This window comes from Rhodoblastus acidophilus (assembly GCF_025961575.1).
GTDB classification, from domain to species: domain Bacteria; phylum Pseudomonadota; class Alphaproteobacteria; order Rhizobiales; family Beijerinckiaceae; genus Rhodoblastus; species Rhodoblastus acidophilus_C.
The window spans coordinates 88,903-104,942 of sequence record NZ_JAOQNX010000003.1 but is presented as its reverse complement, the minus strand read 5'-3'; the positions used below and the strand labels follow the sequence as shown (position 1 = coordinate 104,942).

The window sequence follows — 16,040 nt, the reverse complement described above, 5'->3', positions numbered from 1 at the left end:
ATGGCCGGGCGCGTCCCGGCCATCCACGCGGCGCCGACATGCGAGCGGGCGAAGAATTGTTCTCGCGGCTCGGCGTGGATGCCCGGGACAGGCCGGGCATGGCGGCAGATCCAAAATTCTTCCGTTCTTTCAAGGTTCACTCAAATGTCCCAGATTGAAGTCAAAGTCCCCGATATCGGCGATTTCAAAGACGTGCCCGTGATCGAAGTGCTGGTGAAGCCGGGCGACGTCATCAAGGCCGAAGACCCGCTGATCGTGCTCGAGAGCGACAAGGCGACGATGGAAGTCCCCGCCCCCGCCAGCGGCAAGGTCGGCGAACTCAAGGTGAAGATCGGCGACCGCGTCGCCGAGGGCGTCGTCATCCTCCTGTTGGAGGCCGAAGGCGCCCCCGCCCCGGCCCCGGTCGTGCCGGCGGCGCCGCCGCCCGAACGCCGGCTCGAACCCATCGCCGTCACCGACGAGATCGACACCGGCAAGCCGGAAAAGCCGGTCAAATCCGGCGCGGCGCCGCTGCTCGGCCCGGGCGGCGCGACCGCGGATTTCTCAAAAGTGTTCGCCTCGCCCGCCGTGCGGCGCCTCGCCCGCGAACTCGACATCGACCTCAACCAGGTGCCGGCGACCGGCGACAAGGGCCGCATCACCAAGGAGGACGTGCGCAACTTTTTGGGGGGCGGCGCGGCGCCAGCGGCTGCGGCGACCGGCGCGGGCATTCCCGAAATCCCCGCCATCGACTTTTCCAAATTCGGTCCGATCGAGGAAAAGCCGCTGTCGCGGATCAAGAAACTGTCGGGGCCGTTCCTGCATCGCTCCTGGCTCAACGTGCCCGCCGTCACGCAGAACGACGAGGCCGACATCACCGATCTCGAAGAGTTTCGCAAAAAGCTCGATGACGAGGGCAAGAAGGCCAAGGAGCCCTATCGCGTTTCGCTTCTCCCCTTCCTGGTGCGCGCCAGCGTCGCGGTCTTGAAAGACTTTCCGGACTTCAATTCCTCGCTGAGCCCGAGCAAGGACGCGCTGATCTACAAAAAATACTGGAATATCGGTTTTGCCGCGGACACGCCCGAGGGCCTTGTGGTCCCGGTGATTAGGGACGCCGACAAGAAGGGCGTATTGCAGATCGCGAAAGAACTTGGCGAGCTCTCGACCAAGGCGCGGGCCGGCAAACTGACGCCAGCGGAAATGTCGGGCGCCACTTTCACGATTTCGTCGCTGGGCGGCATCGGCGGCACCTCGTTCAGCCCGATCGTCAATGCGCCTGAAGTCGCCATTCTCGGCGTGGTGCGCTCGAAAATGGCGCCGGTCTGGAACGGCAAGGACTTTGTGCCGCGGCTGATGCTGCCGCTGTCGCTCTCCTACGACCACCGCGTCATCGACGGCGCCGCCGCGGCCCGGTTCGCCCGCGCGCTCGCGGTGGTGCTGGAAGACATTCGCCGGCTGGCCCTCTGAATTCCGGCGCCTGGGCGCCGGAATTTCAGAATTTTCTTTAGAACGCGTTTTCTTGCCGCGAACCGGATTCCACTTCGCTTGAAAACGCTATGGAATCGAGGGCTATGAGATGAGCATCGAAATCAAGGTTCCCGACATCGGCGATTTCAAGGACGTGCCGATTATCGAAATTCTGGTGAAGGCCGGCGATGCGATCAAGCCGGAAGACCCGCTTGTCGTCCTGGAAAGCGACAAGGCGACCATGGAAGTCCCCGCGCCGCAGGCGGGCGTGGTCAAGGAGCTGAAGGTCAAGGTCGGCGACCGCGTCGGCGAAGGCGCGGTGCTGCTGCTGCTGGAAGGCGAGGCGAAGGCCGAAGCCGCGCAAAAGGCCGAAGCCGCGCCGGCTGACGGGGGACAGGAACGCGTTGCGGCGAGCGCAACGCGATCCAGTCCCCAGGCCGATCTCCACGCCGAAGTGCTGGTGCTTGGCGCCGGTCCGGGCGGCTACACCGCCGCCTTCCGCGCCGCCGACCTCGGCGCCAAGGTGGTGCTGGTGGAGCGCTGGAATGTTTTGGGCGGCGTCTGCCTCAATGTCGGCTGCATCCCCTCCAAGGCGCTGCTTCACGCCGCCAAAGTGGTGGACGAAGCCAATGACATGGCCGCACACGGCATTTCCTTCGGCCCGCCGCAAGTCGATCTCGACACATTGCGCGACTGGAAGAAAAGCGTGGTGCAGCGCCTGACCGGCGGGCTCGCCGGAATGGCCAAGCAGCGCAAGGTCACGGTCGTTACCGGCCTGGGCGCCTTCGCCTCCGCCAACACGCTCGAGGTGACGGGCGAAGACGGCAAAAAAATCATCTCCTTCGACAAGGCGATCATCGCCGCCGGCTCGGAGCCGGTCACCCTGCCCTTCATTCCGCACGCCGACCCGCGCGTGATGGATTCCACAGGCGCGCTGGCGCTGACGAACATTCCGCAAAAGCTGCTGGTGCTGGGCGGCGGCATCATCGGGTTGGAAATGGCGACCGTCTATATGGCGCTGGGCTCCAAGGTCACCATTGTCGAGCTGATGGACCAGATCATCCCCGGCGCCGACAAGGACATTGTCACGCCGCTGTCGAAACGGCTGTCGAAGAAGGCCGAAATCTTGGTGAAGACCAAGGTGACCGCGGTGAAGGCGGAGGAGGCCGGCCTGCGCGCCACGCTGGAAGGCCCCGACGGAACGCGCGAAGAGCTGTTCGACAAGCTTTTGGTCGCCGTAGGCCGCAAGCCGAACGGAAAGCTGATCGCCGCCGAAAAAGCCGGCGTGACCGTGGACGAGCGCGGCTTTATCGCCGTCGACAAGCAGATGCGCACCAATGTCGGGCATATTTTTGCGATCGGCGATGTGGTGGGCCAGCCCATGCTCGCCCACAAGGCGACCCATGAGGCCAAGGTCGCGGCGGAAGTGGCCTGCGGCCACAAGAGCGCCTTCGACGCCAAGGTGATTCCGTCCGTCGCCTATACCGACCCGGAAGTGGCCTGGGTTGGCGTCACCGAAAACGAGGCCAAGGCGCAGGGGCTGAAATACGGCAAGGCGGTCTTCCCCTGGGCGGCGTCCGGCCGCGCTCTGTCGCTCGGCCGCGACGAGGGTTTGACCAAGGCGCTTTTCGATGAAGACAGCAAACGTCTGCTTGGCGTCGGCATTGTCGGCGTCGGCGCCGGCGATCTGATCGCCGAAGCGGCGCTCGCCATCGAACTGGGCGCGGACGCCGAGGACATCGGCCTGACCATCCACCCCCACCCCACCCTGTCCGAAACCATCGGCATGGCGGCGGAGCTGTTTGAGGGCACGATCACCGACCTGATCCCGCCGAAGAAGAAGAAGTAGCGCGCCCGTTTCCAACCGCCCGCTTCGCACCACGCGAAGCGGGACGGCGCGGGCGCCCCGCCGTCAGTTCACCAGAACGGGCGCCTGCCCGACCAGCGTGCGATCCTCGATCTGCCGGACGAGGAAATCGGCGACATCCGCGCGCGCAATAATCCCGTTGCGCCATTGCGACGGTTTGGTCAGGACCTTGTAGCGGCCGGTCGCCGCGCCATTGGTGAGCACGCCGGGCCGCGCGATGGTCCAGTCGAGCCCGCTGTCCTTAATCAGCTTTTCCTGCACGCTCTTGTCGCCATAGGCGCGGCCGAACACCAGGTTGAACGGTACGATCTGCAACAGGCCGATGCTGTCGCGGCTGTCGCCGGCGCCGAAACCGGTGACGCAGAGCAGCCGCTTGACGCCCTTGGCTTTCATCGCCGCGACCAGGACGCGCGTCGCCTCCGAGAACAAGCTGACGGGCCGGAACAGGTCGCCGAAGCCCACGCCGAGGGCCTGAATGACCACGTCCACGCCGGCGAGGGCCGCTTCGACATCCCGAGGGTTCAAAGCGTCGCCGCTGACTTTTTCGAGATTGGGATGCGTGAGCGTGATGCCGCTCGCCGAACGCGCGAAGGCGCGCACGCGATGGCCCGCCTCAAGCGCCTGCCGCGTGGTATCCAGGCCAATGCCCCTGCTGGCGCCGATGATCAGAATTCGCATGAACAACACCTTTTCCAAATGCCGGCGTGACCGGCGCAGGAAAGGATATTGTTTCGGGCATGGGATAGCGCAAGCGGGGGGCGGTTTCTGCATTCAGGCGCGTGGACCGCCCCCGCCCTTCGAGACGCGCCTTAGGCGCTCCTCAGGATGAGGGCTACTGACAGATTGTCATGAAAAGGTCTGCTCAAACGTTCACTTCGAACCAATTGGCCTCAACATTCCCCTCACCCTGAGGAGCCCGCGTCAGCGGGCGTCTCGAAGGGCGAGGGCGTCGTTGGCTTCACCCTCCAACACCTCCATTGTGAGCCCCCGGCAATCCTCCAGCACAACATCGGCGCCGCCCAGATCGTCGGCGGCGCAATAGGCCGAGCGCACGGCGATCACCCGCAGGCCCGCCCCCTTCGCCGAAAGAATCCCGTTGCGGGAATCCTCGACCGCCACGCAATCGGCAGCGGGAAGCTCCAGCAGGCGCAGCGCGAGCTCATAAACATCCGGCGCCGGCTTTTTCCGCTCCACCATGTCCCCAGCGGCCACGGCGACGAAACGGTCGCGCCAATGCGCCCCCAGCGTTGAAGACAGCAGCGCCTCAATGTTCGGCAAGCTGGTCGTGGTGGCGATAGCCAGCTTTGTTCCTCGCTCGCGCAGCGCGTCCAGAAATTCGGCGATCCCCGGCCGCAACGAAACCTCGCCGCCTTGCACCATGCGTGTGTAAAAAGCCGTCTTCGCCTTGTGCAGCGCGCCGATCTGCTCCGCCTCCATCGGCGGCTTGCCAGAAATTTCCAAAAAGTGCGCGATGCGTTCTTTTCCTCCGGTCACCTTGAGCAGGCGCCGGTAAAGCTCCTGGTCCCAGCTCCAGTCCAGGCCGGCATTCGAAAAAGCCCGGTTGAAGGCGAGGCGGTGGACCTCCTCGGTTTCCGCCAGCGTGCCGTCGACATCGAAAATCACTGCTTTGATCATGGGGCCTCCGCGCCGACTGTGCGACAGCCCGAGCGAAAGGCAAATTTCAAAAAGACCAAGGCGGCGTCAGAAAAACTTAATTGCCGGCGTCGGTTGGGAAGGCGCCAAAGACTTTGCGCAAAATGCCGGGCGTGATCGCCGACAGCGGATTGACCGACAGGACCGGCGCGCTCGGGCGGCCCGTCACGCGGAAATTCACGCCAATCAGCCCTTCCTTGTCGCCGCCGCCGAGGATGAGGCCGACCACGGGAAGCTGGCCGAACAGGTTGTTCACCCCATAGGCCGGCACAAAGGTCCCGGAAAAATCCAGCGTGTCGCGGTTGAAGTCGGCGACGCCCTCGATGGTCGAGCCGATATTGGTCGAGGCGATGGCGCCGTCGCGCACCCGCAGCACGCCGTCGCGATTTTCGATCACCGCATGCAGGCGGCTGAACGCCACCATATCGGCGTTGAGCTGCGCCCGCGCCGCGAATTGCTCGTTGGCCGGCGCCGAGGCGAAGGAGCGGATCGCCGGTTCGCCGCGCAGGATGAATTTTTCAATGTCCACCGGCCCGGCGAGCCCGCCATTGGCCAGGCGGAAGGCGGCGCGCAGACGCCCGCCCTCCATATGGTCGTAGAGGTCGAGGAAGGCGACCAGCCCGCCGGCGTCGGTGGAGGTCGCCTTCAGCAAAGGCGGCCCATTGTCGGGGCGGCTCAGGCTCATCTCGACGAGATCGTCGCCGAGCTTGCCGGAAAAGGTCAGCGCGCGATAATTCGTTCCCTTCTTCGACAGGCGCAACACCGCATTGGACAGAATCTGGCGGTTGGCGCCCGACATCACCGTGGTTTGCAGGTCCAGCTCGACATCCGCGTTGTCGGGCCGATCCCCCCCGCGCGTAAAACTTTTCAAAAAGGGCCGGGCGTCGAGCGACTCGCCCTTGGCGGTGATTTTCATCGTCTCGCCGGCCTTGCTGGCCTCGAGTTGCAGGGAATCCCCGGGCGAAAGTTTCAATTGGGAAAACTTCGCGGAAATGAGCCCGCCATCCGCCCCCAGCTGCGCCACCCCCCGCGCGGAGGCGCCGCCGCCTTCGAACACGATCTGGTCGAACGTCGCCCCGCCGCGCTCCTCCTCGCGATAGGAAAAACTTGCCTTGGCTGGGCGCCCCGCCGGCTTGTAGAGGCCGGGAATGGGATAGTTCAGGGTGGTCTTGGCGAGATCGACCTCGACCTGCGCCTGCTGGCGCGCCGCGCCGACCGAGCCGGCGAGCTTGACCGCCATCGGGCCGGTGAGCGCATTGCCGAGGGTGATCCCCGCTTTCGCGCGCGCCGCTTCGTCCATGACGAAGGTGATCAGGCCCTGCGCCGGCTCGACGCCTTTTTGCGTCACCTCGAGCGTCGCGGCCGCGCCGAACAGCTTGCCCGTTCCCACGACTTTCAACGCCCGGTCGGCCACGGTCACCACCAGGCTGCCCTGGTCGAGTTTCTCCTTGCCCACCAGCCGTTCCGCCGAAAAATTCTCGACCTTGGCGGAGACGTCGAGCATCCCTTCGTCCGGCCCGACGCCTGGCCCGATGAAGGTGCGATAGCCAAACGTTCCGTCGAACTGGCCCCGAATGGTTTTCGGGTCGAGCGGCATATTGGCGATTTTTTCCAGCCCGGGCCGCGACAGAATTTCGCCGAGCACGTCGACATGGCCGCGCGCCCGGGTCACGACATTCAGCGGCATCGGCCGCGCGGCGATATTCGGCATGGCGAACTGACCGTCGGACAGGTCGATCCGATGGCCGGGCGCGCTTTCCATCACCCCGCCGGTGGCGGTGAAATGGGTGGCGCGTCCCGTGGTGCGCCCCTGGCCGCCCAGGCCCGTCACCGCCGGCGCGCCTTCGAGGAAGGTGAAGGCGACATCCTTGAGCGTGTAGTCGATGAGGATGCGGTCATCCATGGGCGGAATTTGCGCGCGCATCATGCGCAGGTCGACGTCGTCGAGATCGACGGCGAGGCGCAGGCTTTCCATGATCCCGCCCTGGAGGTGGTCGCCGAGCCAGCCGCGCGGCGCCGCGCCGAAGGCGTTGGGCCAGATCGCCAGCACGCCGGCCGCCGGCGTCTTCGCCATGGAAATGCCGAGCCGCACATGCGGGCCGTTCACCCAGTCGATGGCGCCCTGCATGGCCGCCGCCAGCTCGGGGCCGCGCATTTCGACACGTTTCACATCGAGCCGCTTCGCCTCGGTGTCGAGGCTGAAATCGCCGGTAAAGCCCGCGAGCGTGATGGCCCTTTCATTGGCGCGGTCCGGCCCGATGGTTCCCGGCTCGGTCTGTTCGAACTGGATGGCCCAGGGGCCGCCCGGCTCCGTGGGCGCGGAAGCCGCGCCGTGCAGAAACAGTCGCGTCGGGCCGGAAAACACCTGCGCCTGGTCGACGACAAGCCTGTGGGCGCCGGGCTCCCAGCGCAGCGCGGCAAAAGCCTCGTCGATGAAGGTCGGGGCGAAATCGGGATCGTCGTAGCGCCAGAAGCCGGAGCTCAAGCCAAGGCGCGCATGGGCGTCGAGCACATGGCCGTCCGCCTGGAACGAGGCCTCCGCCTTGAGATTGAGGGAAATGTCGGAATCGACGGGCAGGCTCGACTTGCCCAGCGCCAGCGCAAGTTCGTCGATGGTGAAGCCGCCGCCCTCCAGCGTCAGCGCCCGGGGTTCGTCACGGGCGCCGCGCACCTCGCCGCGCAGCCGCCAGCGTCCGTTGGGACCGTCGGCGGCCACATTGACCTCAGCCAGGCTCTGGCCGCCGGATCGCTTGCGGTCGAGCGCGAAGGCGAAGTTTTCGAAGCCGCGCGTCTGACCCGCGGCAAGGTCGATCAGCGCCAGGCGCCCCCGTCGCACGCCGAAATGATCGAGTTGCGCGATCGGGCTGTCGCGCCCCGAGGCGAGATCGAACACATTGTTGATGGCGTGGCCGATCTGCGCCAGGATTTTGCCACGGGGGGCGGGCGGCGCGGCGGCGGCCGGCGGCGGCGCGTCCGGCGCGGGAGCGTCCGGCGCGGCTTGCGGCGCGGCTTGCGGCGCCTCGTCGGCGCCGAAACTCATGTCGACGCCGCCGTCGGGCTGAATGCGCAATTGCACCTGCAGGTCTTCGATATCGACGCGCTTGGGCTCGATCGATCCCGTAAACAACGCCGTAACAGAGACATGCACGTCGGCCTTGGGGGCGGAGAGGATCTTGTGGCCGTCGGAGGCGTCGCGCACGGCGATCCCGGTCAGCGCCAAGGCCAAGCCGCGTTCGTCGCGCTCCAGCGCCAGCCCCTCGATCGTCAGCTTGCGTCCCGCGCCGACGCGATCCTGGAGCGCGCTGACGGCGAGCGGACGCAGGGGTTCGAGGTCGACGCGCCCGCCGGCGAATGTGTAAAGCGCCAATCCGGCGAAAATGACCAGGGACAGCAGGACGAAGGACAGAATCGCCCCCGCGGCGCGCCACGACGGCCGCCGCTTGGTCTTGCGGCGCGCAGGGCGGCGCAGGCTGGTCATTGTGTCCCCCTGCTCCGACAAATTCCCTCCGCTCGTGTCTCGCTTGTCAGGCTGACGAAGCGCGCCGAATCGCACAATATGAATTAGAATGGTTCTCGCGCAGGTCGGAACGCCTGACAAGGACCGGCTTCATCGGCGTGGAGCAACGCCACACCATTCTGACGAAAGGAAGGCCAATGGCCAAGGTTTTGGAGATCGGCGATCCCGCCCCGGACTTCACGCTGCCCCGTGACGGCGCCGGATCGCTCGGCCTGAAGAATTTTGGCGGCAAGAAGCTCGTCCTTTATTTCTATCCCAAGGACAACACCTCCGGCTGCACCGCCGAGGCGAAGGATTTTAATGCGCTGCTGATGGAGTTCGCCGAGGCCAATGCGTCGGTGGTCGGCGTGTCGCCCGATCCGGTGAAGTCGCATGACAAGTTCCGCGAAAAATTCGAGCTGGCCTTCCCGCTGCTCTCCGACGAGGCGAAATCCATGCTGGAGGCCTATGGCGTCTGGGTGGAAAAGAGCATGTACGGCCGCAAATATATGGGGGTGGAGCGCACCACTTTTCTCATCGACCCCGCCGGCAAGATCGTCAACATCTGGCGCAAGGTGAAGACGACCGGGCATGCGGCCGAGGTGCTGAAGGCCGTCAAGGCGATGTAAGGCCGTCGCCGTCATGCCCGGGCTTGTCCCGGGCATCCACGCCGACCCGCAGGGATAATTCTGCGACGGTTCGCGTTGCGGCGCCGCGTGGATGGCCGGGACAAGCCCGGCCATGACGACATGGAATGGGTTGGCTCACAAGAGTCGCCCGTGTCTGTAAAGCGGCCGGGGACAGCAGACCCCGTTCTCGTTTTCGTTCCGTTCCCTTTTGCCCGACTTTTTGCTAGGACGTCGGGCGAGAAAACGCGAATCGAGTTCAGATGGCCGCCAACGACGATCTTTTCGGCAATGCCGCCAAGGCGAAAAAGGCTCCCGCGGAGGCGCGCAAACCTACGCCGCCGCCGCCGGGCGAAGACGGCTATACCGCCGCCTCCATCGAGGTTTTGGAGGGGTTGGAGCCGGTGCGGCGGCGCCCCGGCATGTATATCGGCGGCACTGACGAGACGGCGCTCCACCATCTGTTCGCCGAAGTGCTCGACAATTCCATGGACGAGGCGGTCGCGGGCCACGCCACCCGCATCGAGGTGCATTTCGAGGCTGACGGTTTTCTCAGCGTCACCGACAACGGGCGCGGCATTCCCGTCGATCCCCACCCCAAATTTCCGAAAAAGTCGGCGCTGGAAGTGATCATGTGCACGCTGCACGCCGGCGGCAAGTTCGATTCCGGGGCCTATCAAACCTCAGGCGGTCTGCACGGCGTCGGCGTCTCCGTGGTCAACGCCTTGTCCGAACGGCTGGAGGTCGAGGTGGCGCGGGCGCAAACCCTGTATCGCCAAATTTTCGAGCGCGGCCATCCCGTGGGCAAGCTGGAAACGGTCGGCCGCGTCGCCAACCGTCGCGGCACAAAAGTGCGCTTCCGCCCTGATCCCCAGATCTTTAAAGAAATCTGCAAGTTCAGCCCGGCGCGCCTGTTCAAGATGGCGCGGGCCAAGGCCTATCTGTTTGGCGGCGTCGAAATCCGCTGGAAATGCGCGCCCGAACTGTTGGACCCCGCCGGCAAGACGCCGCCGGAGGCCGTGTTCCACTTCCCCGGCGGGCTAAAAGATTATCTCGCCGCCGACATCGAGGGGAAAGCGCAGGTCGCCGAAACGTTTTTCGTCGGACGCATCGACAAGGCGGAGCGCCACGGCTCCCTGGAATGGGCGGTGACCTGGCTGGCGAATGACGACGGCTTCGTTCATTCCTACTGCAACACCATTCCGACGCCGGACGGGGGCACCCATGAGAGCGGCTTGCGTCTGGCCCTGTTGCGGGCGCTCAAAGATCACGCCGAGCGCATCGGCCAGGGCAAACGCGCCGGCGCGATCACCAGCGAAGATCTGATGGCCGGCTGCGCCGCGCTGATCTCGGTATTCATTCGCGAGCCGGAATTCCAGGGCCAGAACAAGAGCCGGCTGATGACGGTCGAGGCCTCGCGCATTGTCGAGAATGCGGTGCGCGATGCCTTTGATCACTGGCTCGCCGCCTCGCCCGCCCAGGCCAAAAATCTGCTGGATTGGGCGATCGAGCGCGCCGAAGAACGGTTGCGCCGCCGCGCCGAGAAAGACGTGGCGCGCAAAAGCGCGACGCGAAAGCTGCGCCTGCCGGGGAAGCTCGCGGATTGCACCAATACGGCGGCGGACGGGTCGGAACTGTTCATCGTCGAGGGCGATTCGGCGGGTGGCTCGGCGAAACAGGCGCGCGACCGCGCCAGCCAGGCGGTGCTGCCGCTGCGCGGCAAGATTTTGAACGTCGCCAGCGCCACCCGCGACAAGATGGCGGCCAACCAGCAGATCGGCGACCTCGTGCAGGCGCTGGGCGTCGGCACCGGCTCGCACTACCGCGCGGAAGACCTGCGCTACGACAAGATCATCATCATGACCGACGCCGACGTCGACGGCGCCCATATCGCCTCGCTGCTGATCACCTTCTTCTACCGGCAAATGCCGAAGCTGATCGAGCAGGGCCACCTGTTTCTGGCGGTGCCGCCGCTCTACAAGATCAGCCAGGGCGCGAAAACGTTTTACGCGCGCGACGAACTGCACCGGGACGAGATCATCAAGAAGGAATTCGCCCGCGGCAAGGTCGAGATCAGCCGATTCAAGGGCCTCGGCGAGATGATGCCGCAACAATTGCGCGATACCACCATGGCCGTGGGCAAGCGCACCTTGCTCAAGGTGAGCATTGTCGAGGAAGATCGCGAGGAGACGGCGGATTCCGTCGAGCGGCTGATGGGAACAAAACCCGAAGCGCGCTTCGCCTTCCTCCAGGAGCGCGCCGCCTTTGCCGCCGAGGCCGATCTGGTTGATCTCTAAATGGCAAAGACTATGACTTCGATTATCCAAACAGGAGCATTCAAATGAGCCCAGTTGACGTGAAGCGATACACCAAGCCCCAGATCGGCTTGCACAACATTATGGCGCTGCTGATCATCGGCCTCTACTTTTTCGGCCTGTCGCTGGAGTCGTTCCCGAAGGACGTTCGCGGCGTCTATGTCAATTTCCACAAGCTCGGCGGCGTGCTGATCGTCGTGCTGCTGCTGGCGCGCGTCATCCTGCGCAGCGTCACCCCGCCGCCGCCGTTCCCGGAGTCGATGGGCGCGGGCTTCACCAAGATCGCCCATCTCGGCCATTACGCGCTCTACGCCCTGATGGCGATTGTGCCGCTTTCCGGCGTCGCCATGAGCCTGGCGGCCGGCCGCGGCATCAACTTCTACCTGTTCCAGCTGGCTTCGCCGTTCGAAGCCAACAAGGCGATCAGCGGTCCGCTGCACGAGGTCCACGAGATCAGCGCCAACCTGCTGTTCTTCCTGGTTCTCGGCCATGTCGCGGTGGCGCTCTATCACCAGTTCGTCCTCAAGGACAACCTGCTCTACCGGCTGAGCCCGAAGGGCAAGTAATCCACAAGGGGTAAGGGTCGTTTAACCAACGAGGGGCATTCTGGCGGCAACAAGGAGTCGCCAGATGCCTTTCACGGAAGAGCCGGAGTCCCGCTCGCCGAAGTTTTTCGACAAGATCGCGCTGTTCAGCGCCGTTGTTTCCCTGCTTTGCGTGCTCGGCGCGCATCTCATCGACCGCATGTCCCAGGACGGATCGCTGATGGCGCTGGTGAAATCGCGCGCCGCGCCGGAGATCGACTATTCGGGAACGGCGTCGATCGGAAAACCGGCGAATGCGACACTCAATCCTTGCGGAAACCGCTAGGATTACAGAAACCCATTGACTTTCACGCCGCCCGGACTAAATGTCCGGGCGGCGTTATTCGTTCGCGCGCGCCCGTTCCGCAGTTTCGCGCCATTGCGCTAAGGCGGCGGTAGTCATCCCTGTCCGAAGCCGGTCAAATCCGGCGCTTTTGCAAGCCGCGAGCAAAAACCCTCTGGGATCCTTAATGCAATTTTCTGAACTCGGCCTCAGCGAAAAGGTGCTGCGCGCCGTGGAAGCCTCGGGTTACACGACCCCCACGCCGATCCAGGCGCAGGCCATACCTTTCGCGCTGACCGGACGCGATGTGCTGGGCATCGCCCAGACCGGCACCGGCAAGACCGCCGCCTTCGTTCTTCCCATGCTGTCGCGCCTCGAACAGGGCCGCGCCCGCGCCCGCGTTCCGCGCACGCTGATTCTGGAGCCGACCCGCGAACTCGCGGCGCAAGTCGAAGAGAGTTTCAACAAATATGGCGCGCAGCACAAGCTGAACGTCGCCCTCCTGATCGGCGGCGTCTCCTTCGGCGACCAGGAAACCAAGATCATGCGCGGCGCCGACGTGTTGATCGCGACGCCCGGCCGCCTGCTCGACTTTTTCGAGCGCGGCAAACTTTTGCTGACCGGCATCGAAATCCTCGTCATCGACGAGGCGGATCGCATGCTCGACATGGGTTTCATTCCCGACATCGAAAAAATCTGCAAGCTGGTGCCGTTCACCCGCCAGACCCTGTTCTTCTCGGCGACCATGCCGCCGGAAATCACCCGGCTCACCGAACAGTTTTTGCACAATCCCGCCCGGGTCGAAGTGGCGCGCGCCGCGACCACCGCGACCACCATCACCCAGGGACTGATCGCCTCCCATGGCGGCGGCGACAAGCGCGAAACCCTGCGCCGCCTGCTGCGCGAGGCTGAAGATCTCAAGAACGCCATCGTGTTCTGCAACCGCAAGCGCGACGTCGCCATCGTCCACAAAAGCCTGGTCAAGCACGGCTTTCCCGCGGGTTGCCTGCACGGCGACATGGACCAGCCGGCGCGCATGGCCTCGCTCGACGCGTTCAAGAACGGCGACATCGACATTCTCGTCTGTTCCGACGTCGCCGCGCGTGGCCTCGACATTCCCGATGTCAGCCACGTCTTCAATTTCGACGCGCCCAGCCATCCGGAAGACTATGTCCACCGCATCGGCCGCACCGGGCGCGCCGGGCGCAGCGGCGTGGCCTACACGATCATTACCGCGGATGACGCCAAGCACCTTCATCAGATCCAGGATCTGATCAAGAAGGAGATCGACTGGCTCGGCCCGAAGCTCGACGAATTGGCGCCGCCCGAACATACCGAGCGCGACCGCGCCCGCGCCACCCGCACGCGCGACCGGCGCGGCGGGCGCGTCGAGCGCAGCGACCGTCCCGAGCGCGGCCGTCGCGAAAGGTCGGACGAGCCCCGTCCCGAGCGGGCGCCCCGTGAGCATGTCGCTGCGGAAGAGGCGCGTCCTCTGCGCGAAAAGCCGGTGCGCGAGCCGAGGGAGCCGCGTCCGCCGCGCGAACAGCGCGCCCCCCGCCGCCGCGAGCGCGAGGACGACGGTCCCGCCGTGATCGGTTTCGGCGATCATCTCCCGGGATTTTTGATGCGCCCGGTGCGGGCGAAGGCCAAGCGCGCGGAATAAGGAAAACTTTCCGCGTCCCTGCTCCCCTTGCAGCGCGATTTCAACCCAAGACCGTCATGCCCGGGCTTGTCCCGGGCATCCACGCCGGCCCGCCAGGAAAATCCTTCGGCAGTTCGCAGTGCGGCGCCGCGTGGATGGCCGGGACGACGCCCGGCCATGACGACATAGAGTTGCATCGCAATGCGGACATTCGCGTATCTGTGGAGCCGATAATTTCCCCGGACAGCCGTGCCCCTTGCGGTAGAAGGAGCGCCCAGCCGTTTCGATAAAAAAAGCCGACCGCGATGAACGGTCGGCTTTTTCTTTGGCGTAACGCCCCACCCTTACGGCGCAGCGTCGATCTCCGCGCCGACCTTGGCGATCGCCTGCTGGTAAACGCCGGCGGCGTTCCATTCCTTCAGCGCGGCGAAATTGGGTTCGCCCGGGCCGTAGCCGGCGCCGCGCGTCCAGCCGTGCGCCTTCAGATAATTGGCGGTGGACATCAGCGCGCCCTGCGCCGTGTCGAGGCTGCCCACGCCATATTGCAGCACGGTCTTCGGCATGAACTGGGTCATGCCGACCTCGCCGTGCATGGAGCCGATGGTGCCGGCGGAAAACGTGCCGCGATCGACCAGGGTCAGGGCCGCGTTGAGCTGATCGGTAAAATATTCGGTGCGGCGGCAGTCATAGGCGAGGGTCGCCACGGCCGAGAGCATGTTCTGGTGGCCGGACACCGCGCCAAAACCCGTTTCCATGCCCCAGATCGCCAGCAGCGGGCCGGGCGGCACGCCATAGGTGGCTTCGATCTGCGAGAACAGGGCGGCATATTGGTGCTTCAGCTTCTTGCCGCGCGCGGCGATGGCGGCGCAGCCGCGCTTCTGGCAGAATTGCGGCAGCGAGAGCTGGAAGCTGTGCTGGCCGCGGTCGGCGTTGATGGTCGCCTGGGCATAGGAGGTCGACATCAGCGCATTGACCGCGCGCTGGCTGTACCGGCCGCCGATTTCCCGGGCATAGGCGGACTTCCAGGCCTCAAATCCGCCGCCGGAATTGCCGCATTGCGCCGCCTCGGCGACCGGCGCAAACGCCAGAATGGCGGCGACGCCCATCACCAACGTAGAAACTGCTTTCATCACGATCCTCATGCGCGCTCAAAAGGGGGCTTTGTTCGGCGTGATCTTAGCCAAAACCACGACCGACGCGAGTGCAAAATCGCGTCAGGGCGCGGAAAGCGGCGCTTCGGCCCGGGGTGTGGCCGCCCCGCCCTACTCGCCCATGAATTTCAGCTGGTGCGAGCGATAGAGGTCCATGATCGCCGCCGCCGTCTCCTCGATCGACCGGCGCGTGACGTCGATCATCGGCCAATTGCGCTGGTTGAACAGCCGCCGCGACTGGGCGATCTCGTCCGACACCATGGCGCGGTCGACATAGCTGGTGTTGTCGGCGACGTTCAGCGACAGCAAGCGGTTCTCGCGGATCTGCACGATGCGTTCGGGCGCGGCGAGCAGGCCGACCACCAGCGGGCGCCGCAGCGCGAAGATCGACGGCGGGATCGGCGCGCCCGGCACCAGCGGCAGGTTGGCGGTCTTGATGCCGCGATTGGCGAGATAGATGCTCGTCGGCGTTTTTGACGTGCGACTGACGCCGAGAATCACCACGTCGGCGTCCTCGAACTCGTCCACCATTTGGCCGTCGTCATGGGCCATCGTGTAGTTCAGCGCCTCGATGCGGCGGAAATATTCGGAATTGAGCGTGTGCTGCGCGCCGGGGCGCGGGCTTTGCGAGGGGCCGAGATAAGAATGGAACAGGTTGACGATCGGCTCCAGCACCGACAGCGACACCGCGCCGAATTCGGCGCAAGCCGCCTGCAATTCGCGGCTGAGGGCCTCGTCGACCAGCGTGTAGAGCACGATGCCGGGCGCCGACTGGATCTCGTTGATCACCCGCGCCAACTGGTCGGCGTTGCGCACCAGGGGATAGACGTGTTCGATCGACACGGTCCCCTGATATTGCGCCACCACGGCGCGACTGACGGCGATCAGGGTTTCGCCCGTGGAGTCCGAAACAAGATGCAGGTGAAAATAGTTGCGGGTCATCGGCGGGTCCCGGGGATGCGAGTCGCATGTTTCTA

Annotated in this window: 12 protein-coding genes; 7 read left to right on the top strand and 5 right to left on the bottom strand. The window is 65.0% G+C overall.

The genetic code is table 11. The features are described 5' to 3' along the window. A complete protein-coding gene (gene aceF, locus M2320_RS02865; protein WP_319801409.1) occupies window positions 1–1,446 on the top strand; it encodes a dihydrolipoyllysine-residue acetyltransferase in 1,446 nt (481 codons plus the stop codon). Window positions 1,447–1,555: 109 nt separating this feature from the next. Further along, entirely contained in the window at window positions 1,556–3,295 is a 1,740-nt protein-coding gene (lpdA, locus tag M2320_RS02860; RefSeq protein WP_264596002.1) for a dihydrolipoyl dehydrogenase, read from the top strand. 63 nt (window positions 3,296–3,358) lie between these two features. On the opposite strand, the gene M2320_RS02855 is transcribed toward lpdA, so the two are convergent. The 3 genes from M2320_RS02855 to M2320_RS02845 form a co-directional block, all read right to left on the bottom strand. Further along, a complete protein-coding gene (locus tag M2320_RS02855; protein ID WP_264596001.1) occupies window positions 3,359–3,991 on the bottom strand; it encodes an NAD(P)-dependent oxidoreductase in 633 nt (210 codons plus the stop codon). A 243-nt stretch (window positions 3,992–4,234) separates the two neighbouring features. Further along, window positions 4,235–4,948 (bottom strand): HAD-IA family hydrolase, encoded by a 714-nt coding sequence (locus M2320_RS02850; RefSeq protein ID WP_264596000.1) that lies wholly within the window; start codon window positions 4,946–4,948, stop codon window positions 4,235–4,237. 76 nt (window positions 4,949–5,024) lie between these two features. Further along, on the bottom strand, window positions 5,025–8,444 hold the full coding sequence (locus tag M2320_RS02845) for an AsmA-like C-terminal region-containing protein (RefSeq protein WP_264595999.1): 3,420 nt from the start codon (window positions 8,442–8,444) through the stop codon (window positions 5,025–5,027). A 176-nt stretch (window positions 8,445–8,620) separates the two neighbouring features. Between M2320_RS02845 and M2320_RS02840 the strand changes: the two genes are divergently transcribed. The 5 genes from M2320_RS02840 (at window position 8,621) to M2320_RS02820 (ending at window position 13,933) form a co-directional block, all read left to right on the top strand. Then, window positions 8,621–9,091: a peroxiredoxin gene (locus M2320_RS02840; RefSeq protein WP_184425672.1), complete on the top strand. Its 471-nt coding sequence runs from the start codon at window positions 8,621–8,623 to the stop codon at window positions 9,089–9,091. 260 nt (window positions 9,092–9,351) lie between these two features. Next, window positions 9,352–11,385, top strand: coding sequence for a DNA topoisomerase IV subunit B (parE, locus tag M2320_RS02835; protein ID WP_264595998.1), 2,034 nt, complete (start codon window positions 9,352–9,354; stop codon window positions 11,383–11,385). Window positions 11,386–11,429: 44 nt separating this feature from the next. After that, complete coding sequence (locus M2320_RS02830; RefSeq protein WP_264595997.1) at window positions 11,430–11,969, top strand: cytochrome b; 540 nt, start codon at window positions 11,430–11,432, stop codon at window positions 11,967–11,969. Window positions 11,970–12,033: 64 nt separating this feature from the next. Then, entirely contained in the window at window positions 12,034–12,273 is a 240-nt protein-coding gene (locus M2320_RS02825; RefSeq protein ID WP_184425666.1) for a hypothetical protein, read from the top strand. A 184-nt stretch (window positions 12,274–12,457) separates the two neighbouring features. Beyond that, the gene (locus tag M2320_RS02820) at window positions 12,458–13,933 is read left to right on the top strand and encodes a DEAD/DEAH box helicase (protein ID WP_264595996.1); all 1,476 of its coding nucleotides are present in this window, start codon (window positions 12,458–12,460) and stop codon (window positions 13,931–13,933) included. Between the two features lie 323 nt (window positions 13,934–14,256). Here M2320_RS02820 and M2320_RS02815 read toward each other — a convergent pair whose 3' ends face one another. Both M2320_RS02815 and M2320_RS02810 read right to left on the bottom strand, forming a co-directional pair. After that, on the bottom strand, window positions 14,257–15,042 hold the full coding sequence (locus tag M2320_RS02815; protein ID WP_264595995.1) for a lytic murein transglycosylase: 786 nt from the start codon (window positions 15,040–15,042) through the stop codon (window positions 14,257–14,259). Between the two features lie 132 nt (window positions 15,043–15,174). After that, a complete protein-coding gene (locus M2320_RS02810) occupies window positions 15,175–16,005 on the bottom strand; it encodes a pyruvate, water dikinase regulatory protein (protein ID WP_184425660.1) in 831 nt (276 codons plus the stop codon). Window positions 16,006–16,040: the final 35 nt, after the last annotated feature.

Coding starts and splice junctions, on each gene's coding strand:
- aceF (WP_319801409.1), top strand. CDS start 1: ATGGCCGGGCGCGTCCCGGCCATCCACGCGGCGCCGACATGCGAGCGG.
- lpdA (WP_264596002.1), top strand. CDS start 1,556: ATGAGCATCGAAATCAAGGTTCCCGACATCGGCGATTTCAAGGACGTG.
- M2320_RS02855 (WP_264596001.1), bottom strand. CDS start 3,991: ATGCGAATTCTGATCATCGGCGCCAGCAGGGGCATTGGCCTGGATACC.
- M2320_RS02850 (WP_264596000.1), bottom strand. CDS start 4,948: ATGATCAAAGCAGTGATTTTCGATGTCGACGGCACGCTGGCGGAAACC.
- M2320_RS02845 (WP_264595999.1), bottom strand. CDS start 8,444: ATGACCAGCCTGCGCCGCCCTGCGCGCCGCAAGACCAAGCGGCGGCCG.
- M2320_RS02840 (WP_184425672.1), top strand. CDS start 8,621: ATGGCCAAGGTTTTGGAGATCGGCGATCCCGCCCCGGACTTCACGCTG.
- parE (WP_264595998.1), top strand. CDS start 9,352: ATGGCCGCCAACGACGATCTTTTCGGCAATGCCGCCAAGGCGAAAAAG.
- M2320_RS02830 (WP_264595997.1), top strand. CDS start 11,430: ATGAGCCCAGTTGACGTGAAGCGATACACCAAGCCCCAGATCGGCTTG.
- M2320_RS02825 (WP_184425666.1), top strand. CDS start 12,034: ATGCCTTTCACGGAAGAGCCGGAGTCCCGCTCGCCGAAGTTTTTCGAC.
- M2320_RS02820 (WP_264595996.1), top strand. CDS start 12,458: ATGCAATTTTCTGAACTCGGCCTCAGCGAAAAGGTGCTGCGCGCCGTG.
- M2320_RS02815 (WP_264595995.1), bottom strand. CDS start 15,042: ATGAAAGCAGTTTCTACGTTGGTGATGGGCGTCGCCGCCATTCTGGCG.
- M2320_RS02810 (WP_184425660.1), bottom strand. CDS start 16,005: ATGACCCGCAACTATTTTCACCTGCATCTTGTTTCGGACTCCACGGGC.